The 24,916-nt window shown below is 69.9% G+C and carries 20 protein-coding genes; 13 read left to right on the top strand and 7 right to left on the bottom strand.

The genetic code is table 11. The features are described from left to right. Genes E1269_RS09935 through E1269_RS09925 form a run of 3 tightly spaced genes read right to left on the bottom strand, consistent with a single transcriptional unit; the run spans position 1 to position 5,089 of the window. Positions 1–1,662 (bottom strand): type 2 periplasmic-binding domain-containing protein, encoded by a 1,662-nt coding sequence (locus E1269_RS09935; protein WP_131893912.1) that lies wholly within the window; start codon positions 1,660–1,662, stop codon positions 1–3. Next, positions 1,662–4,145, bottom strand: coding sequence for a PQQ-binding-like beta-propeller repeat protein (locus E1269_RS09930; RefSeq protein ID WP_131893910.1), 2,484 nt, complete (start codon positions 4,143–4,145; stop codon positions 1,662–1,664). Before E1269_RS09930 ends, E1269_RS09935 begins: the two co-directional genes overlap by 1 nt. After that, positions 4,142–5,089, bottom strand: coding sequence for a hypothetical protein (locus E1269_RS09925; RefSeq protein ID WP_131893908.1), 948 nt, complete (start codon positions 5,087–5,089; stop codon positions 4,142–4,144). The genes E1269_RS09930 and E1269_RS09925 overlap by 4 nt, the downstream gene beginning before the upstream one ends. Positions 5,090–5,285: 196 nt before the next feature. Here E1269_RS09925 and E1269_RS09920 point away from each other — a divergent pair, with 196 nt between their 5' ends. The 4 genes from E1269_RS09920 to E1269_RS09905 are packed head-to-tail and all read left to right on the top strand — an operon-like array spanning position 5,286 to position 10,461. Further along, a complete protein-coding gene (locus tag E1269_RS09920; protein WP_131893906.1) occupies positions 5,286–6,530 on the top strand; it encodes an ROK family transcriptional regulator in 1,245 nt (414 codons plus the stop codon). A 22-nt stretch (positions 6,531–6,552) separates the two neighbouring features. Next, positions 6,553–8,031 (top strand): sulfatase family protein, encoded by a 1,479-nt coding sequence (locus tag E1269_RS09915; protein WP_131893904.1) that lies wholly within the window; start codon positions 6,553–6,555, stop codon positions 8,029–8,031. Then, positions 8,024–9,433 carry a sulfatase family protein gene (locus E1269_RS09910; protein WP_338033569.1) on the top strand — a complete coding sequence of 470 codons (1,410 nt, stop codon included), beginning with the start codon at positions 8,024–8,026 and terminating at the stop codon, positions 9,431–9,433. The genes E1269_RS09915 and E1269_RS09910 overlap by 8 nt, the downstream gene beginning before the upstream one ends. Next, positions 9,430–10,461 carry a Gfo/Idh/MocA family protein gene (locus E1269_RS09905; RefSeq protein WP_131893900.1) on the top strand — a complete coding sequence of 344 codons (1,032 nt, stop codon included), beginning with the start codon at positions 9,430–9,432 and terminating at the stop codon, positions 10,459–10,461. Before E1269_RS09910 ends, E1269_RS09905 begins: the two co-directional genes overlap by 4 nt. Positions 10,462–10,597: 136 nt before the next feature. Here the strand turns inward: E1269_RS09905 and E1269_RS09900 are convergent, their stop codons facing one another. Further along, on the bottom strand, positions 10,598–11,377 hold the full coding sequence (locus E1269_RS09900) for a GNAT family N-acetyltransferase (RefSeq protein ID WP_203433281.1): 780 nt from the start codon (positions 11,375–11,377) through the stop codon (positions 10,598–10,600). A 247-nt stretch (positions 11,378–11,624) separates the two neighbouring features. Continuing rightward, positions 11,625–12,596, bottom strand: a complete 972-nt coding sequence (locus E1269_RS09895) for a helix-turn-helix transcriptional regulator (RefSeq protein ID WP_131893898.1) — start codon at positions 12,594–12,596, stop codon at positions 11,625–11,627. A gap of 136 nt (positions 12,597–12,732) precedes the next feature. On the opposite strand from E1269_RS09895, the gene E1269_RS09890 reads away from it, so the two are divergent. Continuing rightward, on the top strand, positions 12,733–13,128 hold the full coding sequence (locus E1269_RS09890) for a RidA family protein (protein ID WP_131893896.1): 396 nt from the start codon (positions 12,733–12,735) through the stop codon (positions 13,126–13,128). A 93-nt stretch (positions 13,129–13,221) separates the two neighbouring features. Here E1269_RS09890 and E1269_RS09885 read toward each other — a convergent pair whose 3' ends face one another. Both E1269_RS09885 and E1269_RS09880 read right to left on the bottom strand, forming a co-directional pair. Beyond that, positions 13,222–13,560 carry a hypothetical protein gene (locus E1269_RS09885; RefSeq protein WP_131893894.1) on the bottom strand — a complete coding sequence of 113 codons (339 nt, stop codon included), beginning with the start codon at positions 13,558–13,560 and terminating at the stop codon, positions 13,222–13,224. Then, complete coding sequence (locus E1269_RS09880) at positions 13,557–14,159, bottom strand: dihydrofolate reductase family protein (protein WP_131893892.1); 603 nt, start codon at positions 14,157–14,159, stop codon at positions 13,557–13,559. Before E1269_RS09880 ends, E1269_RS09885 begins: the two co-directional genes overlap by 4 nt. Positions 14,160–14,472: 313 nt before the next feature. On the opposite strand from E1269_RS09880, the gene E1269_RS09875 reads away from it, so the two are divergent. The 8 genes from E1269_RS09875 (at position 14,473) to E1269_RS09840 (ending at position 24,915) form a co-directional block, all read left to right on the top strand. Continuing rightward, positions 14,473–15,708: an MFS transporter gene (locus E1269_RS09875; protein ID WP_131893890.1), complete on the top strand. Its 1,236-nt coding sequence runs from the start codon at positions 14,473–14,475 to the stop codon at positions 15,706–15,708. Positions 15,709–15,819: 111 nt separating this feature from the next. Next, entirely contained in the window at positions 15,820–16,557 is a 738-nt protein-coding gene (locus E1269_RS09870; protein ID WP_131893888.1) for a FadR/GntR family transcriptional regulator, read from the top strand. Next, entirely contained in the window at positions 16,557–19,319 is a 2,763-nt protein-coding gene (locus E1269_RS09865; RefSeq protein ID WP_131893886.1) for an alpha-L-rhamnosidase, read from the top strand. The genes E1269_RS09870 and E1269_RS09865 overlap by 1 nt, the downstream gene beginning before the upstream one ends. Beyond that, complete coding sequence (locus E1269_RS09860) at positions 19,316–20,383, top strand: ABC transporter permease (RefSeq protein WP_131893884.1); 1,068 nt, start codon at positions 19,316–19,318, stop codon at positions 20,381–20,383. Before E1269_RS09865 ends, E1269_RS09860 begins: the two co-directional genes overlap by 4 nt. After that, positions 20,380–21,258, top strand: coding sequence for an ABC transporter permease (locus E1269_RS09855; protein WP_131893882.1), 879 nt, complete (start codon positions 20,380–20,382; stop codon positions 21,256–21,258). Before E1269_RS09860 ends, E1269_RS09855 begins: the two co-directional genes overlap by 4 nt. Beyond that, positions 21,258–22,283, top strand: a complete 1,026-nt coding sequence (locus E1269_RS09850; protein ID WP_131893880.1) for an ABC transporter ATP-binding protein — start codon at positions 21,258–21,260, stop codon at positions 22,281–22,283. Before E1269_RS09855 ends, E1269_RS09850 begins: the two co-directional genes overlap by 1 nt. Continuing rightward, complete coding sequence (locus E1269_RS09845; protein WP_131893878.1) at positions 22,280–23,323, top strand: ABC transporter ATP-binding protein; 1,044 nt, start codon at positions 22,280–22,282, stop codon at positions 23,321–23,323. The genes E1269_RS09850 and E1269_RS09845 overlap by 4 nt, the downstream gene beginning before the upstream one ends. Beyond that, positions 23,320–24,915, top strand: a complete 1,596-nt coding sequence (locus E1269_RS09840) for an ABC transporter substrate-binding protein (protein WP_131893876.1) — start codon at positions 23,320–23,322, stop codon at positions 24,913–24,915. Before E1269_RS09845 ends, E1269_RS09840 begins: the two co-directional genes overlap by 4 nt. Position 24,916: the final 1 nt, after the last annotated feature.

Here is a 24,916-nt window from a genome sequence, read left to right as displayed (position 1 = left end):
TCAGGCGTCGGCCGCCGCGAACGCCTCTTCGTACTCCTGCCGGATCTTGTCGCCCACCGACCGCTTCCAGTCCTCGACCGCACCCGCCCAGTCCGAGACCGGGCGCCTGCCCTGGACGATGTCGCCCTGCAGGGCCCACATGTTCCGGTCCTCGGTGGCGCCCTTGGTCCCCGCCGTCTCCGAGTACAGACCGACGGTCGGGTCCGGCGCGCCGGAGGGCAGCACGTCACTGAGGAACTCGTGCTGGGCACGGGTGACGTCGGGGACTCCGGGGACGTAGAGCGGAACGTTCCTGGCGGACCCGATGTAGTTGGTCGGGATGACACGGCTGAGGTACTGCTCCGTCACGACCGGATCAGTTCCGTCCAGGGTGTAGTCCTCTCCCTCGATGCCGTAGTTGACGAGGAGGAACTCCTGGCTGCCGAATGGGGCTGCCAGGTAGTCCGCGATCCGGAGCAGCTCCTGGACCCGCTCGGCGTCGGCCTTCTTGAAGGCCATGAAGTCCTCGACCGCGCCACCGGTGAGGAGCTTGGGAGCCGGCCCACCGCCGTCCCATCTCATGGGCGGGATGACCGAAAGGTCGTACTGGGGGTGGGTCTTCGTGAAATTGCCCCATCCGGGGAACGCCTGGAAGTAGATGACCGCGGAGCCGGAGTGCCACATCTGCGCGTTGTTGCCGGTGAACGAGTCCGGGTGCAGCAGGCCCTCCTCCCACATGCCGCGCACGACGTCCAGCGCCTCCGGCATCTGCTCGGTCTCGTACATGGACGTGAACGCGCCGTCGTCCTCCGACCACGGGTGCGACCGGTTGGGCGCCGACATCATCTCCAGGACGTAACCCAGCGACCACTGGGACGGGTCTGACGCGATCGCCCACCGGTTGCGCGCGGGATCGGTCAGCTCGCGGCACAGGTCGAGGAAGTCCTGCCCATCGGAGACGTCCACAGTGACGCCCATCTCGTCGAGCAGGTCACCGCGGATGCTGCAGATCGGGCCGACCGGCGGCCGGGACTGGGGGATGCCGAAGATCCGCCCGTTGACGGTGACGGTCTTCCACGCCAGCGACGGAATCGCGGCGAGGGCCGGGTAGTTCTCGATGGCGTCGCCGGACAGGAACTCCGTGAGGTCGGCGAACTCGCTGTCCAAGACGCGGGGAAACTGCGCCATCGACTTGAGCTGCATGATGTCGGGGAGGTCGCCGCCGGCGAGCGTCACCGACTGCTTGGCGTCCCACTCCGTCGGCATCGCGACCTCGAAGGTCAGTTCGACGCCGAGCGACTCGTTGAGCTTCTGCCACCGTGTGTTCCGGTCCAGCGGGACCCCGATCTGGCCCGCCTGGGTCAGGATGTGGACGGTGCCACCGTTGCCGGGCCGGCCGTCGAAGAACGGCGGCGGGTCGGCCGGGTAGCGGAAGAACGCGTCCGGGACGTGGTGGGCGGGGTCGCCCGGCAGGTCCGGCGACACCCCGGTGTACGGCGCGAACGACGGCGGTTCCGCCGCGTCCTGCGGAGCGACCGGGTCGGAGCTGTCGCTGCCGCCGCCGCAGGAGCCGAGCACGGTGCCTCCGATGAGCACCAGTCCGCCCTGGAGGAAGCGGCGGCGCGGCAAGGCGATCGGGGCGGTCGCGCCCCCGGGTAGTGGAATGCGTTCGGCCGAAGTCATCACGCAACCTCCGATTCGTCGTACGTCGATGCTGATGGGGGAGCGGCGCGTCCGTGCAGCCGTGACGAGGTGCGGCCGAGCCGGACGAGTGTCGCGGAGCCTCTGGCGAAATAGAGGCCTCCTTCGTTGTCACGGGCGAAGGCGGCGCCGGTCGGTGGCGCGGTGTGGGTGGCCAGCACCGTCCAGTTCTGCAGGCCGGGGTCGACGACGGCGAGCTGGCCGTTGATCCCGCAGAGGACCTGACCGGAGGGCAGGCACTCCAGCCGGCCCGATCCCCACACCGGGGAGGCGGAGGGGTCGTGCGCAGCGATGTCGGCGAGGCCGCGGACGGCGCCGGTCACTGGGTCGGCGGCGAAGACCCCGCCGCGGGCGACGCCCCAGACCTCGCCGTCGGGCAGTGTGGTCAGTCCGGTGACGTACTGCTCGCCCGGCAGGGGCATACGGTCCCACACGAGACGCAGGTCGGGCAGGTCGATCCGCAGCAGGTGCGCGGAACCGTCGGCGAGCGGCGCGCCGAGCCCACCCAGCACGCAGGTCCCGACGTAGAGCGCGTGACGGCCGGCGTCGTAGGCGAGCGCCGTGACACTGTGCTCGGCGACGCTTTCGGGCATTGGCACGACTCGTGGCGCGCCTCCGTCGAACGGGATGAGGAACACCCGTCCTCCCCGCCGGCCGTACTCCGGCACCGTGCCGGCGACGACACCGTCGGGCGTGCCGACGAGTGCCAGCGGGCGGTCCTGCGGCACGTCGCTCAGGTGCCCCAGTCGGGCGGCCACCTTCGGGTTGGACCCGACCACGGGAGGGGCGGCGGGGTCGAACACCAGGACGTCGGCTCCCGGGTACGTGCCCAGCCATACCCGGCCGTCGTGGACGAGCACGTTCTCCGTCTGCTTGGTCGACTCGGGAAGGCACTCGGTCAGGGTGTCCGCGCGCGTGTCGTACCAGCCAAGGCTTCCGGGCGCGAAGCCGCCGAGGTAGATGTGCTCGTCGGCGCCCGCGGACAGGCGGTGGATCTTGAGCTCGTGCTCGGGCAGCTCGACCGGCGTCTCGACCGCAGTGCCACTGGCCGGATCGTAGGCATGGATCACGCCGCGGCGGTCGACGAACACCAGGACGTGTCGGGACAGCCCGATGCCGGTCAGGTCGGCCCACGCGTACCCGGTGGCCAGGGTGCTCGGCCCGGTGGCCGGGACCGTGACGGCGACGCTCGTGTCCGTGACGCTGCCGGTGTCGAGCCGGCAGGCCTGCAGCGTCCCGTTTCCGGCCGCGAGCCAGTAGACGCGGCCGTCGTGCTCGGGGGCGAAGTCGACGCCCGCGCCGCGGCCGAGCCGCTCGCTCCAGGCGAGCGTGGCGAGGTCCAGCGCGTAGATGCTGCCGTCGCCGCTGCCGCGGATGAGGACGGTGTCAGCGGTGGCCGCGAGATCGTAGACCATGGGCTGGGCTGCGGAGAACCCGTCCGGCAGCGGCACCTCCTCCCGGACGGAGAGGTCGTCGGCGTCGAGCCGGAACAGCCGGGCCGGGGTTCCCAGCCCTGCCCACACCGATCCGTCGGCTACCGCGATGCTGCGCACGTACCTCTGCGAGGCGGCGACCTGGACGCATTCGAGCGATCCGCCGGCCGGGTCGTAGCGGAACACCTTGCCGTTCGGGTAGGTACCGCCGAAGACTCGGCCGCGCTCGTCCACGGCCACGCGCCACAGGAACGACTCCCCGTCGGCGGGCGTGCCGAGATCGGAGCCCTCGCTCTCGCCCGGCCGGTAGCGGTAGAGATGCCCGTTGGTGCCGGCCACGTACACCGTTCGGTCCGGCGCCTGGGCCAGACCGAACGCACCATAGGGCGTCGTCGCCGGCGGCAGGCGAACCGTGGCGACGGACGATCCGTCGCGGACGTCGGCCACGGTCACCGTGGGCGGGTCGCCCTTGACGAAGAGGTAGGCGACGACGCGGCCGTCCACCCACGTGCCGGTCACCGCGCCGTGGACGGCCGCGGTGTGAAGTGGCGTTCCCAGCTCCGTCAGCGGGCCGGCCGTGACCAGCCGGACGTCGTCGACCAGCGCCGTGGTCGGCATGCCTGCGGCGCAGGAGATGGCGATGTGCGCGGTGACGGCGCCGAGGGGTGCCGCGCCGCTGATGGCGACGCCGCTCCATCGGTCACCGGCGTGCCGGGCCATGGACGAGGAGGACGCCAGCTCCCTGTCCTGATGGTCGCGGTAGCTCAGGCGGAGCAGCACCGCTCCTGTCTCGACCAGGACGCGGGCCTGACCGGCGTACTCGAATCCCGGGCGGATCGGCAGCGCCGCGCTCGACAGCGTCGGCCGCGGGTCGAGTGCGGCCGCCTCGACGCGCAACCGTGTCGCCGCACCGGACCGCTCGATATGGAACGCGCCGCCGGTCCCGTCCGCGCTCGTCCAGTGCGCGATGTCCTGGTCGCCGCCCTCGCCGAAGCCGCCGTTGGGAACGGGGATCTCCTCGTACATGGTCATGGCCTGGTCTCTCGCAGCGAGGTCCGCAGCTCGTGGGAGCCGTCCGGGCGGGTGAACTCGTAGAAGAACCGGATCCACGCGGTGGTCTGGACGGCTTCGACGTAGCGCACCGTTCCCGTCCCGCCCGGCGCACCGACGGCGGGTCGGGCGCTGGCCCGGCTCCAGTGGTCCGCTCCGTCACCGATGACCAGACCGCAACGTTCTTCGTAGTTCTGCTCGACGCCGCCGCACCCGTCGTAGAAGCCGAGCCAACCGTCGGCGGTGGCGACGACGCTGGTGAGACGCGCCGTATAGCTGTCCCATCCGCCTGCCGACGGGGTCAGCACGGCGCCAGCCCAGCGCCAGGTCAGGCCGTCGTCGCTGGTGGCGATACCCGTCGACGACGTCGTCAGACCGGTGGTGAACACGTCCATGGTGCCGTGCAGATCGCTGCGGTCACCGGTGCCGTGGGGAGGGGCGTCGACGTAGGACGCGAGCAGCTGCCAGCCGCCGTCGCGACGGGCCACCCAAGGGTCTTTGACGCCCTCGGCCCCGATGTCGGCCGCGGTGAGTACGGGGCGCCGCTGCCGCGGGTCGAACCTGTCCGGCGCCGCGCCTTCGAGCAGGTCGATCCGCCAGCGCCCGTCGGCCGCGTCCACGTAGCTGACGTAGAGCCGCCAGTGCCGGTCGGCGACATGGACCAGTGCGGATCGTTCGATGGACGGGGTGTCGAACTCCTCCTTCTGCGCGGTCCAGATCGTCTCGAATCGCACACCGTCGTCGCTCACCGCGATGTGGGTCGAACCGCCTCTCTCCGGCCGCGGCCGGCGCAGCCGGTAGCTCAGGTAGAAGCGTCCGCCGCTCCAGAGCGCGCTGGGCGCGCCCGCCCACCAGCCGGGCCCGGAGCCGAGCGGCTCCACCACGGTCGTGCCTCGCTCGGGGTCGAACGGCGGCTGGGTAGGCACGCGCAGGAGATAGCCACGGCTCGAGAGATCGCGGTTCACCTGTCCGCGCGCCGCTTGCTGGCTTGTCACACCGGACGTGCCGTGGGACACTGACGCCTCCTCCTTTGATTTATTGTTTGTTTCAATTATTATGGAGTGCCGTACTGTACTGAGCCACGAACAGGCGTGTCAAGGGTGAGAGGTCTTCGGCATCATCATGGGAACCAGCGGCTATGCGGGCGCCAACCACCGCAGCGTCAAGCAGGGCAACCGGGCGGTGATCTTCCGGGCCATCCATGCGCTCGGGCCCATCGCCAGGATCGACCTGGCGCGGCGGACCGGGTTGAATCCCGGCACGGTCTCCAACATCGTCGACGAGCTGATCGAGAGCGGTCTCGCCCATGAGTCGGGCTTCCAGGCCTCGACGCGGGCCGGTCGTCGCGCGGTCGATCTGGAGGTCGTTCCGTCGGCCCGTTACGCCATCGGCCTCGACATCGCACGCAACGCGGTCACCGGCGCCGTCGTCGACCTGTCCGGGCAGCCGCTCCATCAGCTGAGTGAACCGGTCCCCGATCCCTGGGAGGGCGAGGTCTCGCAGTCGGCCGCCCTCCGGATCGCCCAGCGGCTCGTCTCGGAGCTGCCGCGCGACGAGCGAGACCGGGTCGTCGGCGTCGGCGTCGGCATCGTCGGCCCGGTCGACATCCGCGCGCGGCGGAGCTTGTCGCCCCGATCACGCGACGTCTGGCAGGACCTCGACCTCGTGACGGAGCTCGAGCGGCAGATCGGCCTGCCCACCCACTACGACAACAACGCGAACACGGGCGCCCTGGCGGAGCTGTGGTTCGGTGCCGGCCAGGGGGTCGACGACTTCGTCCTGCTCACTCTGGGCACCGGTATCGGTTCCGGTCTCGTTCTCGGCGGTGACCTGCACCACGGCGACCACGGCCTGGCCGGGGAGGTGGGTCACATGAGCGTGCGTCTCGATGGACCACGGTGCGCGTGCGGCAACTTCGGGTGCCTGGAGGTGTACGCCGCCGTTCCGCGCATCCTCGACGCGGTCCGGTCGAGGCTCGCAGCAACCCCCTCGTCGGTCCTGCATACGGAGACGGGGCTGACCATCGATGCGGTCATCGCAGCGCTGGATGCCGGCGACGAGGTGGCGACCGCCGTCTTCGACGACGTCGCGCGCTATCTCGCGGCCGGAATCATCAACATCATCTACGCCGTCGACCCACAACTGATCCTCCTGGGCCGTGAACTGGCCCGAGCCGGAGACGCCCTGATCGACCGGGTCCGCGCCGAGGTGGACCGCCGCGTGTTTCCGGCGGTGCGCGACGCCGTGGAGATCAGGTCCGCCGCGGTACGCGACGCACCAGTGGTCGGCGCGGCCACGCTGGCGCTGCGCGAGTTCTTCCGGGCACCACTGGACACACCGAGCGCCGCGTCGCCGGCCCCGATCTGACGCCGCCCGGCGAAGGGACACCATGAACATCCTCTTCCTGATGACCGACCAGCATCGGGTGGACACACTCGGCTGCTACGGCAGCCGGCACGTGGCCACCCCGGCGATCGACTCGTTGGCCGCCGGCGGCACCAGGTTCGACCGGTGCTACACGCCGACGGCCATCTGCACGCCCGCGCGGGCGAGTCTGCTCACCGGGTCGGCGCCGTTTCGGCACCGTCTGCTGGCCAACTACGAGCGCAACGTCGGTTACCTGGAGGATCTCCCGGACGACCAGTTCACCTTCACCGGCCCTCTGAACGACAACGACTACGCGCTGGGACTGCTCGGCAAGTGGCACGTGGGCACCCACAGGACCGCGGCCGACTTCGGCTTCGAAGGGCCGCACCTGCCCGGCTGGCACAACCCGGTGGACCACCCCGACTACGCCGCCTACCTTGCCGAACAAGGCCTGCCGCCCTACGCGATCGGCGAGTCGATCCGCGCGGTCACCGCCAACGGTGAACGTGGCAACCTGCTGGCCGCACGGCTGGCACAGCCACCTGAAGCGACATTCGAGCATTACCTGGCGACCAGGACCATCGAGACGCTGGAGCGATACGCCAAACGACGTGACACCACGGGCGCGCCGTTCTTCCTCGCGACCCATTTCTTCGGGCCGCACCTGCCCTACCTCCTGCCCGGCGAGTACTTCGACCGCTACGACCCCGATCTCGTCGAGCTGCCGGTGTCGGTGGCGGAGAGCTTCGCCGGCAAGCCGCCGGTGCAGCGCAACTACAGCGCGCACTGGGGCTTCGACACCATGCCGACCGAGCAGACCCGCCGGCTCATCGCGGCCTACTGGGGATACGTGACCCTCATCGACGTCCAGATCGGCAGGATCCTCACGGCACTGGACGAGCTGGGACTCGCCGACGAGACCGCCGTCGTGTTCACCGCCGACCACGGCGAGTTCACCGGTGCGCACCGGCTGCACGACAAAGGGCCGGCGATGTACGAGGACATCTACCGCATCCCCGGCATCATCCGGGTTCCCGGCGCACCGGCCGGGCAGGTGCGCGACGAGTTCGTCAGCCTCACCGACTGGACCGCCACGATCCTCGAGCTGGCCGGGGCCGACCCGGCGCCGGCCGAGGACAGCCGCAGCCTGATGCCGCTGATCCGGGGCGAACGTCCCGACTGGCCGGCCGAGCTCGTGGCGGAGTTCCACGGGCACCACTTTCCGCACGCGCAGCGGATGATCCGCGACGAACGCTACAAGCTGGTGATCAATCCGGAGTCGTGCAACGAGCTGTACGACCTGAGCACCGACCCGCACGAGCTGCACAACCGGTACCAGCATCCCGAGCTGCGCCCCGTTCGTGCGCGACTCACGCGCCGCCTGTATCATCTGCTCCGCGACCGGGGCGACAACTTCTACCACTGGATGACCTCGATGTACGACGTTGGCCCTACCGACTACGACCCCACCCTCAGCGTGTTCGAGCGCAGCGGTGCGTAGCGGCGCGCCGCCGGTGGACGATCCAGTGGGGTCCGACGGCCGGCCGAGCATCCTGCTGATCATGACCGACCAGCAGTCCGCGAACGCGATGAGCTGCGCAGGAAACCCGGACGTGCGCACGCCGGCGATCGACTCGCTGGCTGCCCGCGGGGTGCGGTTTCGGCACGCCTACTGCACGAGCCCGCTGTGCGCCCCCTCGCGGGCATCGATGGTCACCGGCCGGATGCCGTCCGAGCTGGGCGTCAACGACAACATCGCCGCGGTGCCAGCCGGGTTCCCCGCTCGGTCACTCGGCCGCGTCTTCCGTACGGCCGGCTACGACTGCGCCTACGCGGGCAAGTGGCATGTTCCCGGTGTGCGGCACGATGGCCCGGACGGGGCGCCGACGCCCAAACCGGATGCGCCTCCGGCCAGCGGATTCGACCTGATCCACGCCGGCGACCACGACGGGCTGGCCGAAGCCTGCGGCCGGTACCTCGCCTCCGACGAGCGGGGGAGAAGACCGTTCCTCCTCGTCGCCTCCTTCAACGAGCCGCACGGCATCTGCCAATGGGCGAGGGGCCAGAAGCCGCCGTCGGGGGAGGTCCCCGACGCCGACTGGCGCGAGCTGCCGCTGCTGCCGCCGAACTTCGCCGCCGGATCGGAGGAGCCCGAGGCGCTGCGGCTGGTGCAGCGGTTCGCCTGGTTGATCTACCCCACACAGAGCTGGGACGAGGAGAAGTGGCGCCGGTACCGGTACGCCTACTTCCGGCTGTGCGAGCGTGCCGACACGGAGATCGCGACCCTGCTGTCGGCGCTCGCGGCGGCTGGCCGACGCGAGGACACTCTGATCGTGTTCACCTCCGACCACGGCGACATGCAAGGGGCCCATCGCTGGAACCAGAAGAAGAACCTGTACGAGGAATCAGCGGGGGTTCCGTTCGTCGTCGTGCCGCCGGCCGGCGCCCGTGCCGGCCACACCCGCGACGACCTGGTCTCCGTCGGCCTCGACCTGCTGCCCACCCTGTGTGACTACGCGGGCATCGAGCCGGACCCGCGGTGGGCCGGGCGCAGTGTGCGGTCGCTGGTGGAGGCGGCACCGGCCGGACAGCCGTGGCGAGAGCATGTCGTCGCCGAGACGGAGTGGTCGTTTCCGGGGCCGGCGCCCGCACCGGCGAAGGGCGCGCTGGTAGCCCGCATGGTCCGGACGGCGCGGTACAAGTACCTGTGTCACTCGTGGGGGCTCCACCGGGAACAGCTCTTCGACCTGGACCGGGATCCGGGCGAGCTGACCAACCTGGCCACCAGCGGCGCACACCAAGGCATCCTCGCCGACCACCGGAGCAGGCTGGTGGAGCATTGCCGCGCCATCGGCGACGTCTTCGTCCGCCACGTCCCGGCGCCTGGGCTCGCACCACGATGAGCGGCGAGGTCCTGAGACTGGGAATCGTGGGTGCCGGGGCGATCGTCCGGAGCCACCACCTGCCAGGCTTCCGGGCGGTGCCAGGCGTGAAAGTGGAGGCCGTTGTCAACCGCACCCGCGAGTCGAGCGAGCGGGCGGCCGAGGAGCTCGGCATCCCCCGAGTGTGCGAGCACTGGCGCGATCTGGTGCACGACGACGACCTGGACGCCGTCGTCGTCGCCACCTGGCCCTACCTGCACGCGCCGGTGGCCATCGCCGCACTGGACGCCGGCAAGCACGTGCTGGTGCAGGCCCGCTTCGCCATGGACGCGGGGGAGGCCCGGGCGATCCGGGCGGCGGCGATGCGCCGGCCCGACCTCGTGGCCATGGTGTCGCCGGCCCCGCACACGCTGTGGGCCGACGCGACCGTCCAGCGGCTGCTGGCTCGCGGTGCCATCGGCGACCTGCGGCTGGTCCGGGCGTTCTGGGGCGGCGGCGACGGCGGCCGGCGCACTCCGCCCGCCTGGCGCCAGCAGCGTCGCTACTCGGGCAACAACGTGCTCGAGCTGGGCATCGTCTACGAGGCACTGGCCCGCTGGGTCGGGCACGCGACGTGGGTCCAGGCCAGCGAGCACCTGTTCGATCCGGCCAGCCCGCTCGGCCCGGCCGACGTGCCCGACCACGTGTCGGTGCTGGCCGGCTTGCCAGGCGGTGCCGCGCTGACCGTGGACCTGAGTCCGCACGCCCGGTTCGGCGGGCCGAACGGCGCCTATCTGTTCGGCAGCGCGGGCACGCTCGTCGTCGACGTCACCGGCCGGCGGCTCACCCTGCGCCACGACGACGGACTCGAGGAGGACGTCACCCCCGGCCCTGGCGAACGGGGTGCCTGGCGGGTCGAGGCGGAGTTCATCGGCGCCATCCGTGGCACCGAAGACGTCCGGCTCACCGACGTCGACACCGCCGTGCGCTACATGGAGTTCACCGACGCGGTGCGCCGGTCCGCCGCCGAGGGCCGCCGCGTAGGGCTTCCGTTGATCGTCAACGGTTAGCGACGTCGTGGTGTCGCCACCGGTTGATGATCATGGACGTCGGTCCAGGAGCTCGGGTACGACCTCGTGCTGTTCACTACCGCGCCCGGCTTAGGCGGCGGCGCTCGAACTCCTCACGGGCTACTACGACAAGCCTTCATGCTCGGGTGTTCCACTCCTCGGCCAGGAGGGCGTAGCCGAGGCTGTCGAGCCACCGGCCTGAGCGGTGCAGGGAGTCGCGGACGGTGTGTGACTCGCGCCGCAGGCCGATGCGCTCCATGAGCCGCCAGGAGGGCTCGTTGTCGGCGAAGCACAAGGCGGTGATCCGGCGCAGGCCGAGTTCGGTGAAGCAGAGCCTCAGCAGTTCGCGTACGGCCTCGGTCGCGTAGCCGTCGCCGTGGTGGGTTGGGTCGAACACCCAGCCAAGCTCGGCGTGAACGGCGCGGGCGGTGTCGGCCACCTCGGTCTGGGCCCAGCCGTCCTCGACCCGGACCATGAGGTCGCCGATGATGCTCCCGTCGCGTTCGACCATGAGGCTCGTCGCAAGCCGACCAGGTGCGGTGAAACGGGCGCGGAAGGCGCCCGGATCCGCTGGCAGTTCGGTGATCCACTGGGCCACCGACTCGAGGCGGCGGTACTGCCAGACGGCGTCGGCATCGGCCGCGCGGGCGGGGCGGAGGGTGAGCCGGTCGGTGTGCACGGGCCAGTCGAGCCGATCGAAGACGCCTGGACTCGGCGTGGCCATGGTCCGGACCGACAGCAGTGTGGTGCCGAGGTCACGTATCCGGGCCAGCAGTGCGTGCAGCTGGGCTTGGTCGGCGACCGGGCCGGTGAAGGTGGTGGTGCCGTCGGCCTGGTGCTCCAGGCACAGGCCGCCGAGCTGAACCGCCACGAGTGCGTCCGCGTGGCCGTCGATCCGGATCTCGTACGTGTTCATCGAACGCCGAGCGTATCCGCCCGGGCGCGGGTGGGAGTGTCACCCCGGCCTGCCGCGAGCCGCGCCACGCCGAGGTTCGGAAGCCGAGGAGTCCGGGGCCCGGTGGGCACTGCACCGGTCGCTCAGCACATGCTGCCGGACACAAGGCAGCGCTGCGGCTTGCGCATGCGTCGTTCGGAGAGCTTGGCGTCTATCAGGATGGAGCGGCCCGAATCGCCGCGGCGGCGTCCGCAGAAGGTGACGACGCTCAGGATGACGCTCGGTAGCGGGTGGCGATCGCGGCGGCGCGGTTGCGCAGTGAGGTGCGCAACGACTGCGGAGCGAGGGCTTCCGCGTCCGTGCTGAGCTGCCACAGCGCCCATTCGGCGTGTCGAGTGTCCTGGTAGGTCACGTCCAGCCGCAGCCAGCCGTCTGCGTCGGGCACTTCGGCGCGGACGGCCACCGCGGTGTTCAGCAGGTCTTCCCGCCGCGCCGGGTTCACGCGCACCAGCACGGTGATATGGCCGTCGGACAGGAACTGCGCGCAGCGTTCCTGCCAGAGCCGTTCCAGATCGACCTGGTTCGGTCGCTGTGCCGGTTCGGGGAGTTCCTCGGCGGCCAACATCCGCGACAACCGGTAGGTGCGGTCCGCGCCAGATCTCGTGGCCAGCAAGTAGCGCCGGTCGCGTACGGTGACCAGGCCGATCGGGTCCACCGTGCGCCACTGTGGTGCCTGGCCCGTGGCCGCGTAGTGGATGCGGAGCTTGTGTCCGGCGAGCACCGCGCGCCGGACCTCGATCATCGTTGTGTCGGGCACCTCCTCGGTGACCAGCCGGCGTGAGAGCAGGTCGGTCTCCGGCTCGACGAGAAATCGCTGGGCCGCGTCACTCGCGGTGGTCCGATGGCTGTCGGGCAGCGCGTCGACCACCTTGCGCATGGCCGACGCGAGCGCCGAGCCGAGGCCGAACACCTGCTCGCCACGCCCCGATCCGGCGGTCAACAAGGCAAGGGCCTCGTCGTGGTTCAGTCCGCTGAGCTCGGTCCGGAAACCGGGCAACAACGTGAAACCGCCATGCCGGCCGCGTTCGGCGTAGACCGGAACGCCCGCCGCGGACAGCGCCTCGATGTCGCGCAGGACGGTACGAGTGGATACCTCCAGCTCGCTGGCCAGCGTGTCCGCAGTCAACCGACCTCGCTGACGCAGCAGCAGCACCAGCGAGACCAACCGGTCGGCGCGCATACGAAAACGCTACAGGAATACATGACCAGGGATGTCGTGATTTGTTGCCAGGCTCGTCGGCACGATGTCGAAGACGGCGACTACCGAGCCGATGGACGTCCGCACTCTCGATCAACCGAATGGAGCTGATGTGGCGATGGAACGAACCGCGGTCAACCCGGTGACGTGGTCGGTGGAGATGGGGTTCAACCAGGGGGAGATCGTCTCCGGGCACACCCGGACCCTGTACTGCTCCGGGCAGACCGCGATGAGCGGCGACGGCAAGCCCCAACATGACGGTGACATGGCGGCACAGTTGGCGCTGAGCCTGGACAACCTGGAGGCCGTGCTCGGCGGGGCCGGCATGTCCCTCGCGAACCTCGTCCGGCTCAACGTCTACACCATCGACGTGGATCTGCTGTTCCCGCACTACGGCGTGCTGGCGTCGCGGTTGAGTGCCGCCGGGGTGGCGCCGACCACCACCATGCTCGGGGTGACGCGGCTGGCTGTCCCTGGCCAGATGGTCGAGCTCGAGGGGACCGCCGTCGCGTGATGCGACCGTGCCGCCTCCGCTACTCGTGCTGGCGCGAACCAGATGCCTGCCACCGCTCGTTGATCGCCCGACGATCGGTGCAGCAGCACCCCGTCACGCGGGCAGGGTGTCTCCTGGGAAGCTGTGGCACGAGTAGACCTCGCAGAGAATCATCCTGGTCCGGACGCAGGGGTCGGCGTCCATGATCTCCTCGGCTTCCTCGATCGGTACGTTCATGACGGCCACGCCGGCCAGGGTGGCGGAGGCGATCGGACACAGGATCGCGATCACCCCGTCGGCGCGCAGCGACACCATGCGTCGTTGGTGTTCCAGTTCCGTTGCCTCGGCACGGTCCATGTGTCTCTGCGGACCCCACCGAAGGACCGCCAGACTGTAGGGCTTCGCCGTTTCCGCCAAATCTCGAATCTGTTCATCGGTCACGGTCGTGTTCATGATGTCTCCTCGATCTCGTAGCGGAGGTGGATGACTCCTGGCGCCGGCACGGCTTCGACGAGGCGAAGGTGCACGTGTCCGGGCAGTGATCGGAAGAAGGGTCGGCCGCCGCCGAGCAGGACCGGCACCTGATGGAGGATCAGCTCGTCGACGAGTCCGGCCTCCAGCGCGCACTTCAGAACACCGCCGCCCATGAGCGCGACATCCTTGCCTCCCGCTGCCTCGCGGGCCGCCGCGACCGCATCCTCGATGCCGGCAGTGACCAGGGTCTGGAGTCCGCCCATCCGCGGCGCGGGCCGGTGGCTGAGCACGAACAGCGGGGCGCTCGGGTGTGGGCTGCCGTCATCGCCGAAGCGTTCGGAATCCTCGTAGGTGTTGCGCCCAGCCACGGCCGCACCCACGCGTGCGGCGAGGGAGTCGAAGACGAGGGCGCTGGGCTCGCTGAGCCTGAAGCCGTCGAACACCTGACTCGGTGTGTCCCCGTCGGTATACCAGTCGAAGAGCATCGTGCCGTCGCCGAGTCCGTGCCCGGGGCGGGGGTCCCGGCCGGTGATGTAGCCGTCGACCGAGACGGAGTGTGCGCTGATCACCTTGCTCATGTCTGTCCTTTGCTCTTGATCAGATGGCTCGGGGAAAGACAGGTCGGCAACGAGCTCGACGCTACAGCCGACGAACTGACCAGTTCTTGAAGGAATCGAGCAGGGTCCAGCCGGGCAGCCTGCCCGGCAGGCGCATGCCCGGGCCGAAGATCGGCGGGGCCGTCGCCGCTCGAGGCGCCGCCGACTGCGAGGGGACCGCGGCGAAGGATACTGGCCACCGCGCTCCAGGTGGTCTTGGGGACCGCCGCGCGGGGAGTACCGCCGTGATCGTGATCAAGGGCAGATGGGACGGAGAGCATTGGCTGGCTCGGACATGGCACGTGACCAGCGCGTCGACGACGACTCATCTGACACGCCGCTGTGGACGGCGGACTTCCGGCTGTTCTTCGCTGCCCGTACCACGTCGCTGCTGGGGGACACGATGCTCCCCGTCGCGATCACGGCCGCCGTGATCGTGGCGGGGTACGGGGCGAGTGGCGTCGGCTATGCGCTGGCCGCGCTGATCGGGCCGTTCGCAGTGCTGATCATCTTCGGCGGGGTGCTGTCCGACCGCTTCGGCGCCCGGCGGATGATGATCGTCTCGGACACGTCCCGGCTGTGCTTCCAGGCGGTTCTCGCGCTGCTGTTCCTGCTGGGTACGCCACACCTGTGGCAGATCCTGGTCCTGCTGGCACTAGTCGGGGCCGGCAGCGCCTTGTTCCAGCCGGGCGTCGCCAGCATCACCGCGCGCATAGCTCGCGACGTGCAGAAGGCGAACGCCACCCTCCGCATCTCGGAGTCCGTGACCGCCGTGATCGGCCCGTCGCTGGCTGGTCTGCTACTGGTGGTCTCCTCACCCGCGGTGGTAGTCGCACTCGACGCGTTGACCTACGCGTTGAGCGGCGCCTGCCTGCTCCGAATCCGCTCGGTTCCGATGGGTCCGGCCGGGCGGTATGGCGTGTCGTCGTTCCGAGCCGATCTCGTCGAAGGGTGGCGGGAGTTCCGAGCCAGGACCTGGCTGTGGAGCGTCATCGTCGTCTACATGCTCTGGCAGCTGGCCGGCGCCGGCCCGGCCACGACGCTCGGCTACAGCACGATCGTCACCGACCACGGATCACCGACGTTCGGCCTGGTCATGTCGGCCCTCGGGGCGGGCAGCGTCCTTGGAGGGATCGTCGCGATCAGGCTCCGCCCGCGATATCCGCTCCGGGCCGGCGCCTTCGCCGTGATCCTGTGGACGCTCATGCCGTTGAGTGTCGCGCTCGGCCTTCCACCGCCCCTCGTCGCCGGCTGCTACGCGGTGAGCGGCGTGGGCATGGCGTTCTGGATCGTCATGTTCCACACCAGCGTGCAGACGCACATCCCGCAGGACGTTCTCGGCCGGGTGCACGCGTACGACGCCGCCGGCTCACTGGTGATGAAACCGGTTGGGCAAGCCGTGGCGGGGCCGCTCGCGATCATCGCCGGCACGGTGCCACTGCTGTTCGTGTCAGCGGCCATGGCCCTCGTCACCTGCGCCCTGCTGCTGGCGATCCCGGCCGTGCGCGACCTACGGCGTGCGAGGCGCTGAGCCAGCCCTCCGGCAGGCGGTACCAGAAGTCATCACATGACTCGCTGGGTAGAGGCTCGTTCTACATCAAATCCTTGACACTCATCATACGACTTGCGAGGATCGGCCGCGATGAGGGACAACAAGCTCAAGCGGAGCCAGGCGATCGTCGACGAGTTCATGCGCCTGATCGCTACTGGCGAGCTGGTCGAAGCGGCCGCACTGCCGACCGAGCCCGAGTTGTGTGAGCGGTTCGGCGTCGGTCGCGGTACGGCGCGGGAGGCCATCCAGGCGCTTGCGGCAAAGGGATTGGTGACCGTACGGCACGGAAGTGGGACGGTCGTGGCTCCCCGGTGGAGGCACCACCAGCTCGACCCGGATTACCTCAGGGTCAAGGGGCACGGCCAGGATCTGGCCGAGTTCGTCGTCGAGGCGCGGGAAGCCCTCGAGCCGATGATCGCTCCACTGGCGGCGAAGCGTGCCACCGACGAGGACCTGGCCCGGCTGCGACAACTCGTCGAGGAGCTGGCGAACGTCGGCGAGGGCGACCCGGAAGTGCATGCGCGGGTCGACATCGCCTTTCACGCCACACTCGCCGCGGCCAGCGGCAACCCGGTTCTGACCGCCATGCACGATCTCATCACTCAGCTCGGCCTGCGGTACCGGCGGTCCTCGGTTCAGGTACCCGGAGCCGTCGAACGGGCCGTCATGTGGCACCGGCACATCCTGGAGGCGATCGAAGCCCGGGACCCGGGCGCGGCCGCGGACGCCATGCGCATGCACCTGCGTCAGGTCAGGTCCGAGATAGAGCACATCCCCGAGCGCCTTCTCGCACGCAGTGTGGACGGCGCGGAAGGAGAGGACGCCTGATGCGTTCAGCTCACCCGGATCGCGACTCGTCCGTCAGCATCTCTCTTCACCGGCCCGTCGCCGGGCACCGGCATGACCCACTGGGCATCCCGGCGGGTAACCCGTTGCTTTCCTGGTCGGTGGGCCAGGAAGGTGAGGCCGGGGTCGCCGGTGCCTTCGAGATACGCGTCGCCGAGTCCGAAGCGGCGCTGGCCGACTCTGACCGTCTCGTGTGGTCAGCTCGAGTCACGCGGCCTTGGGTCGTCTACGACGGGCCGGCGCTGTGCTCGCGGGACCGGCTGTACTGGCAGGTCCTCGCACGGGACGCCGACGGCGCGGTCGCCGCGACCGAGCCCGCCTCATTCGAGGTGGGCCTGGCCGGCGTGGGGGACTGGCGGGGCAGCTGGATCTCGGCCGTGCCGCACCGCTTCCGGCGGGAGAGCTGGGACCCCTGCCCGTACCTGCGCCGGGCGTTCACCCTCGACGGCAGGCCCGAACGGGCTCGGCTCTACGCCACCGCGCTCGGGCTCTACCGGATGTGGGTCAACGGCGCCGAGCTCACCTCCGACGCCTTTTTCCGGCCCGGTTGGACCGACTACCGCAGGCGGCTGTACCACCAGACCTTCGACTGCACACACCTTCTCCATGCCGGGGACAACGTCATCTGCGTCGTCGTCGCGAACGGCTGGTACGCGGGGCGGGTAGGCCTACACCGTGAGCCCGGCTTCTACGGTGACCGGCCGGCCTTCCGGGCCCAGCTGGAGGCCCACGGCCCGGACGACGCCGAGACCGTGGTCGCCACCGATCGGACCTGGCGGGTCGGATACGGTGCGGTGCTCGCCACCGACCTGATCCGCGGTGAGCTCCAGGACCGCCGGCAAGAGCCCGAGGGCTGGCACGACGCCGGCTTCGACGACGGCGACTGGAATGCGCCGGATGAGCGCGAGCACCCCGAGGACGTGGTCCTCGAACCCCAGCCACACGACTCCATCCGGGCCTGTCGAATCCACGAAGGCCGGCTCGTGCACGAGCACGGTCGCGGACCGGCGGTGTTCGACTTCGGCCAGAACGTCGTCGGCTGGACACGCGTCGACTCCCCGCTGGAGCCGTCGGTCGAGCTGATCGTCCGGCATGGCGAGATCCTCAGCCCGCACCGCAGGGTGTACAGCGAGAACCTGCGGGGTGCGTTCCAAGAGGACCGATACGCCGTGGGCCACCCCGGCCCGCACCGCCTGGAGCCGTCGTTCGCGCTGCACGGCTTCCGGTACGCCGAGGTGTGGGGGCTTCCCGAGGCTCCGGCGCCGGCCGCGCCCGTCGATCCGGCGGAGCCTCAGCGCGTCGGCTTCCGCCTGCATCCGGATACGCGAGTCGTCGCCGTCTCGGTGGAGACCGGGCACGACGCCGTTGGCACGTTCGAATGTTCCGACGAGCGGCTGAACGCGCTGGCACGCAGCATCGAATGGACAGTCCGGGACAACTTCCTCGAGGTCGCCACCGACTGCCCGCAGCGCGACGAACGCATGGGTTGGCTGGGCGACGCCGGGGTCATCGCGCCCACCGCGGCGTACATGTTCGACATCGGGGCGTTCCTGGCCAAGTTCGCCCAGGACGCGGCCGACGCGCAGACCAGTGACGGGGCCATCCCGTCGTACGTGCCACCGGTGCCTCCGGCTGAGCACATTCCCGGCGCGCCGGGGTGGTCCGACGGTTTCGTCCGCCTGGTGCACCTGCTCGTCGAGCGCTACGCGGACATCGCGTCCGCCGGCCGGCTGTATGACCACGTCCGCCGGTTCGTCGACCACGTCGACCGGCACAATCCGGACGGCATCAGGGTCAACGCGGTCGGAGCCGACTTCGGGGACTGGCTGTCGCTGCCTGAGCACGACGGGCACACCATACATCCGGGGTACGAGTACACCGGTGCTTACTCGACCAGCCCCAGGCGCGTGGTCGGCACGGCCCACAGCTATCGGACGTTCGTCGAGGCAGCGGAGATCGCCAGCCGGCTCGATCGGGATACCGACGCGGCACGATATGCCGCCCGCGCCGAGGAAATCCGAGAAGCGTACCGCTCGAGGTTCGTCGCGGCGGACGGGACGATCGAGGGCGACACCCAGGCGGTGTATGCCCAGGCCGTCGGCTACGGCCTGCTGCGGGACAAGGAGGCCGAGGCCGCGGTCGAGCACCTGTGCCGGCGGATCCGGCAGGTGGGGCACCTCACCACCGGCATCCACGGCACGGGCCACGTGCTCGGCGTGCTGGCGCGGCACGGCCGAGCCGATCTCGCCGTCGACCTGCTGACGCGTGCGGAGTACCCCGGCTGGCTGCACATGCTGGCCAACGGCGCAACCACCATCTGGGAGCGCTGGGACGGCATTCGCTCCGACGGGTCGGTGGCAACCTCGGAGATGAACTCGTTCAACCACTGCGCCCTTGGCGGCATCGGCACGTTCCTGTACGAATGCCTGGCCGGGCTGGACGCCTCCGCCGTCACCTGGGACGGGCGGGTGGACGTCCGCCCCGTCTACGCACCTCACCTGGACTGGGCACGGGCGTCGTACCGGAGCCCAGTCGGGACGATCGAGAGCGAGTGGCGGCGGGACGGCGCGACGATCCACCACCGGATCGTCGTCCCCGCGACGGCTACGGCTGTCGTCCAGGTGCCCGACGCGCTGACCGTCACACCCACCCCGGCCGCAGACGGGGCGGCCGCCGCGGCGAGCGGGACCGAGTTGGGCGCGGGCCGCCACCAGCTGGTCGTCGTCCCGGGAGCCGTCCGGTGACGCGCCGCGGAACTGAGGCTGCGCCCGGGCGTGGAGCCGGTAAGCCCGCCGGCAGACGCGCTCCGGTCACCACCGCCAGCCCACGTCCCGGCGCTCTGGTCCAGATCGTTCTGAAACTGCTCCGGCTGGTCGCGGTCCTGGTCGTCGTCGGCACCCTGGTGTTCCTGAGCATGGAACTGCTCCCCGGTGGCCCCGCGGAAGCCATGCTGGGCGTTTCCGCGACGCCGGACTCGATAGCCGCCCTCGAACGGCAGCTCGGCCTGGACCAGCGGCTCCTCGACCGCTACCTGAGCTGGCTGGGCGGCGTGCTGCGCGGCGATCTCGGGCAGTCCTTCCGCAACGGACAGGACGTCTCGACCATCGTGGCGGACCGGCTGTCCGTCACGATTGAGCTGGTTGTCGCCGGCCAGCTCATCGCCCTGCTCATGGCGCTGCCCCTGGCCATGATCTCGGCGAACCGGCGTGGCAGCGTGCTCGACCGCGGCGTCGGCCTCTTCGTGTTCTCCGTTCTCTCGACGCCGCACTTCGTCATCGGTGTCGTCCTCATCTGGCTGCTGTCGGTGAACCTCGGCTGGCTGCCCGCCACCGGCTACATGCCGATCTCCGCGGGCGTCGGAACGTATCTCTCCGGGATGATCATGCCCGCCGTCGCGCTCGCCGCGGCGCCGTTCGCGCAATACCAGCGGGTTCTGCGGGCCGACCTGATCGAGACGAACAATCGCGAGTTCATGCTGGTGGCCCGGGCCAAGGGGGTTTCCCCGCTGCGCACCTCCTTCCGACATGCGCTGCGCCCGAGCCTGCTCGGCCTGAGCACCGTCGTGGGCATCACCATCGGCACCTCGATCGGTTCGTCGGTGGTGGTGGAGACCTTGTTCGGCCTGCCGGGGCTCGGCGCGGAGCTGGTCAGTGCCGTGCAGGCCCGCGACTACCCGGAAGTGCAGGGCATCGTGCTCGTGGTCGCGGCCGCGTTCGTGGTGGTCAACGCCATCGTCGATGTCCTGTACTCCGTGATCGACCCGCGGCTGCGGCAACGCCGCCGGACTCGACGGGAGGCGCTGACATGACGACCACGACGACGGCGACTGGTGGCCGTCCGGCCGGCACCCCACGAGTCCGGAAGCGGCGCGCCGGCGGCGACTGGACCCACGTCGTGGCCCTGGCCTGGCTGGGCGTCCTGATCGTGGCGATGATCGCGCTGCCGCCGATCCTGGGCCTCGACCCGCTGGCGCTGGACTCCACGGCGCGTTTCTCGGGACCTTCCGGCGAGCACTGGCTCGGAACGGACGACCTCGGCCGTGATCTGCTGGCCCGGGCCTTGGACGGAGCCCAGGTCTCCTTGCTCGTGGGGCTTGGCTCGACGGCCATCGCCGCGCTCGTCGGGGTCCCGTTGGGGATGCTCGCCGGTTATCGGGGCCGGCTCGCCGACGCGGTGGTGTCGTTCCTGGTGGACGTCTTGCTGGGCTTCCCCGGCCTGGTTCTTGCCCTGGGCTTGGCCGCGTTCCTGGGACCGTCGGTGCCGAACGTGATGATCGCCATCGCGGTGCCGCTGGTCCCGGCGTTCGCCCGGCTCGCGCGGGCACAGACCATGTCGCTGCTCACGCGCGAGTTCATTGAGGCCAGCCGGGTGATCGGCACACCAACGCTGTCGATCATGAGACGAGACATCGTGCCCAACATCACCGAGCCCGTCCTCGCCTTCGCACTGGTCAACGTCGGACGGGCGATCCTGATCGAAGGCGGCCTGAGCTTCCTCGGGATCGGCGTGCCGCTGCCCCAGCCGACGTGGGGAACGATGATCAACGAGGGCCGCGTCTACCTGACCCAGAGTCCGGCGATCATCCTCGCGCCGTCGGTGTTCATGATGCTGACCATCCTCAGCATCAACCTGCTCGCCGACCGGTACCTCCTCGACCGCACGACCGTGGCGGGAGGTTCGTGATGACGGACACTGTGACCGTTCCGCTGCTCAGCGTCGAGAACCTGAAGGTCCGTTTCGCCACCCCGGAAGGGCTGGTCACCGCCGTCGACGGCGTCGACCTTCAGCTGGGGCACGGTGAACGGCTCGGCATCGTCGGTGAGTCCGGATCCGGGAAGAGCGTGCTCATCCGCACCATCATGGGCCTGTACCGGCCCGGCGATGCGTCCATCGAGGGCGACGTCGTCTTCGACGGACGTCGCGTCCTCACGATGACGCCACGGGAACGACGGCGGATCTGGGGCAGCGAGATCGGCATGATCTTCCAAGACCCGATGAACTCCCTGCATCCGATCACGCCGGTCGGAGCCCAGATCGCCGAAGCGTTGCGGCTGCACCGCGGCATGACCCGCAAGGAGGCGGCCGAACGGGCGGTCGAGCTGCTCGACCTGGTGAAGATCGCTGATCCGCGGCGGCGTAGCCGCCAGCGCGCGCATGAGCTGTCCGGTGGCATGCGGCAGCGAGTGATGATCGCCATGGCGATGGCGTGCGAACCGAAACTGCTGCTCGCCGACGAGCCGACGACGGCGCTCGACGTCACCGTGCAGGCCCGCATCCTGGAGCTCTTCGACTCGCTGTGCGGGGAGTTCGGGATAGGGCTGATCCTGGTCAGTCACGATCTCGGTGTCGTGGGCCGGCACACCGACCGGGTCGCCGTGATGTATGCCGGCCAGGTGGGGGAGACCGGGTCGGTGCGGCAGGTGCTCGAGCGGCCCACCATGCGCTACACCGGCGCGCTCCTGGACGCCGCGCCGCGCTGGGGCCGCGACCATCAGGTGCTGCCGACGCCGATCGGTGGCCAGCCACCGAACCTGCTGACTCTCGGGCCTGGATGCCACTTCGCGCCACGCTGCCCGGGCGCCACCGACCGGTGCCGGGAGGCGCGGCCCGCGCTCGTCGCCGTGCCCGGCCAGCCGGAGCACCGCGCGGCCTGCTGGCACCCGATCGATGCGCCCGACCCGGCCGAACGGGAGGTGACCGTGCGATGAACCAGCCCCACAGCGCGGACCACGACCCGGTGCTCGCTCTCCACCACGGCCGCGTGGTCTATCCGGGGCCGGCCGGCTCGGGGTTCGAGGCGATCCGGGATGTGTCGGTGACGCTGCACGCCGGTGAGATCCTCGGCCTCGTCGGAGAGTCCGGATCCGGGAAGTCGACCACCGCTCGGGCGATGCTCGGCCTCACCCACCTGACGTCGGGCAGCCTGACCTATCGCGGGCAGGCCGTGACCTGGGCGGACCGGCGGTTCCGGTCCCGGGTGCAGGCGATCTTCCAGAACCCCGCCGGATCGTTCAACCCCAAGCGGTCCCTGCTGGACTCCGTGGCCGAACCGCTTCGGGTCTGGAAGCGCGGCACCAAGGAGCAGCGCCGGAAGACGGCTCTCGACGCCTTGGGCCAGGTCGGAATCCCGCCCGAGGTGGCCGCCCGCCGGCCGAACCGGGTTTCCGGCGGTCAGTGCCAGCGCGCCGCGATCGCCCGGGCGATCGTCCTCGAACCCGAGGTCCTGATCTGCGACGAGCCGGTCTCCGCCCTCGACGTGTCGATCCAGGCGCAGATCCTCGAGCTGCTGGCCAGGCTTCGCGCCGAGCGGAACCTGGCGATGTTGTTCATCTCCCACGACCTGTCCGTGGTGTCCGCGCTGTGTGACCGGACCGCGGTCATGTACGCGGGGGAGATCGTCGAAGAGGCGCCGACGCTCACCATCGCCAACGCGCCGACGCACCCGTATGCGGCGATCCTCCATGATGCCGCCGCGGCGGTCACCCCAGGAGCGGCTGTCGGCGAGCCCCTTGTCCCGCGAGGCGCGGCAACCGTCGACGGGCGACATCTGGCCGGGTGCCGTTTCGAGGAGGTCTGCCCCCGCGCCACTCAGCTGTGTGTGACCGACCATCCGGAGCTCACCGGGGACGAGCACGCGGTGGCGTGTCACCACCCCATACCCGTCGCTCCGGCAGAGAACGACGTGTACGTCCGCTCGCATCCGTCCGGATCCGCGGAAGGAACGACACAAAGGAGTGCAAGGCCATGAGACGACGCATTCGGTCGACATCGGTGAGGCTCGCCGCGCTCGTCATCACCGCGGCCTTGGCCGCTTCGGCCTGTGGGTCGCCCAGTCCTGGCTCCGGCGGTCCGGCGCCGGACGACCAGGGCTCTGGTGAGAACGTCCTGGTGGCGAACATCGCCGAGGCCGTGACCACCCTCGACCCGGCGCGGGGCTCGGCCAACGGCATGGCCACCGTGGGGTATGCGATCTACGACACCTTGATGAAGGTGGAGAGTCTGGGCGACGAACCCACGCCGAACATCGCCGAATCGCTGGAGCCGAACGACGACTTCACCGTGTGGACGATGACGCTGCCCGCCGGGCTGAAGTTCAGCGACGGCACGGACTTCGACGCCGCGGCGGTGAAGTTCAACATGGACCGGCACCTCGACCCGGACGCCGGATCCACGGCCGCCGCGCTGCTGTCGTCGGTCGAATCGGTGACGGCGCCGGACGAGACCACCGTGGTGTTCACCCTGAAGTATCCGTTCTCGAACTTCCCCACGGTGTTGGCGTTCGACGGATCGGGCACCGCCGGCTACGTCGCGTCCCCCACCGCGCTGGAGGAGCACGGTGACGACTACACCGCCCATGCCGCGGGTGTTGGGCCCTTCAAGCTCGAGTCCTGGGCCCCCGGTGCCGACGTCGTTCTCGTGCGCAACCCCGAGTACTGGAACCGGGACGAGAAGGAGATCCAGCTCGACCAGGTGGTGCTGAAGAACATCCAGGACGAGCAGTCCCTCTACCAGGCCATCCAAGCCGGCGACATCGATCTCGGGTGGTTCGCCGAGCCCAGCATTCTCAAGGACGCCACCACGAACGACCGCGTGAAGTACACCATGGGCGTCGGGAGCGACCAGGAAAGCATCGCGCTCAACATGACGGCCCCGCCGTTCGACGACCCCCGCGCCCGGCAGGCGGTGTCCATGGCGATCAACCGCGAGGAGATCGTCGACCTGGTGATGGAGGGATTGGCCGAGGAGGCGTACAACCTCTTCCCGGAGTCCGACCCCTTCCACAACGACGCGTCGAACCCGCCATTCGACCTCGAGGCCGCCAAGGCGCTGGTCGCAGAGTACGAGGCCGACACCGGACGACCGCTCGAGTTCACCTACGACTGCCGGCCGGACATCCGCGCGACGTCGGTGATCGAGCGCCAGCTCAGCGCGGCCGGGATGAAGGTGAGCGTGCAGAACGTCAGCGGGGCGGATCGGCTCGCGGCGTACCTCGCCGGTGACTACCAGGCCGTGTGCTGGACGATGGCCGGCTTCCTGATGCCCGACGCTCTGCCGTACCGGTTCTTCCACTCCTCCGGTGACCTCAACTCGATGGGTTTCGACAACGCCGAGTTCGACTCGTACGTCGACCAGGCGCGGCAGGTGGCCGACCCGGCGAGGCGGAATGAGCTGTGGTCCGCCGCCGACGAGATCCTCGCCGCCGAGATGCCCTGGGTGTGGACGACGTCCACACCGATCGGATGGATCTACTCGCCGGACATCGAGAGCGTCGACTTCGACGAGCCGGAACGGCTGCGGTACAAGATCCCGATCTTCGAGAACATCTCGCTGAACAGATGAC

It is taken from the genome of Jiangella asiatica (assembly GCF_004349065.1).
Lineage (GTDB): Bacteria > Actinomycetota > Actinomycetes > Jiangellales > Jiangellaceae > Jiangella > Jiangella asiatica.
The sequence above is the reverse complement of the archived record's forward strand: the minus strand, read 5'-3'. Positions and strand labels throughout refer to the sequence as shown.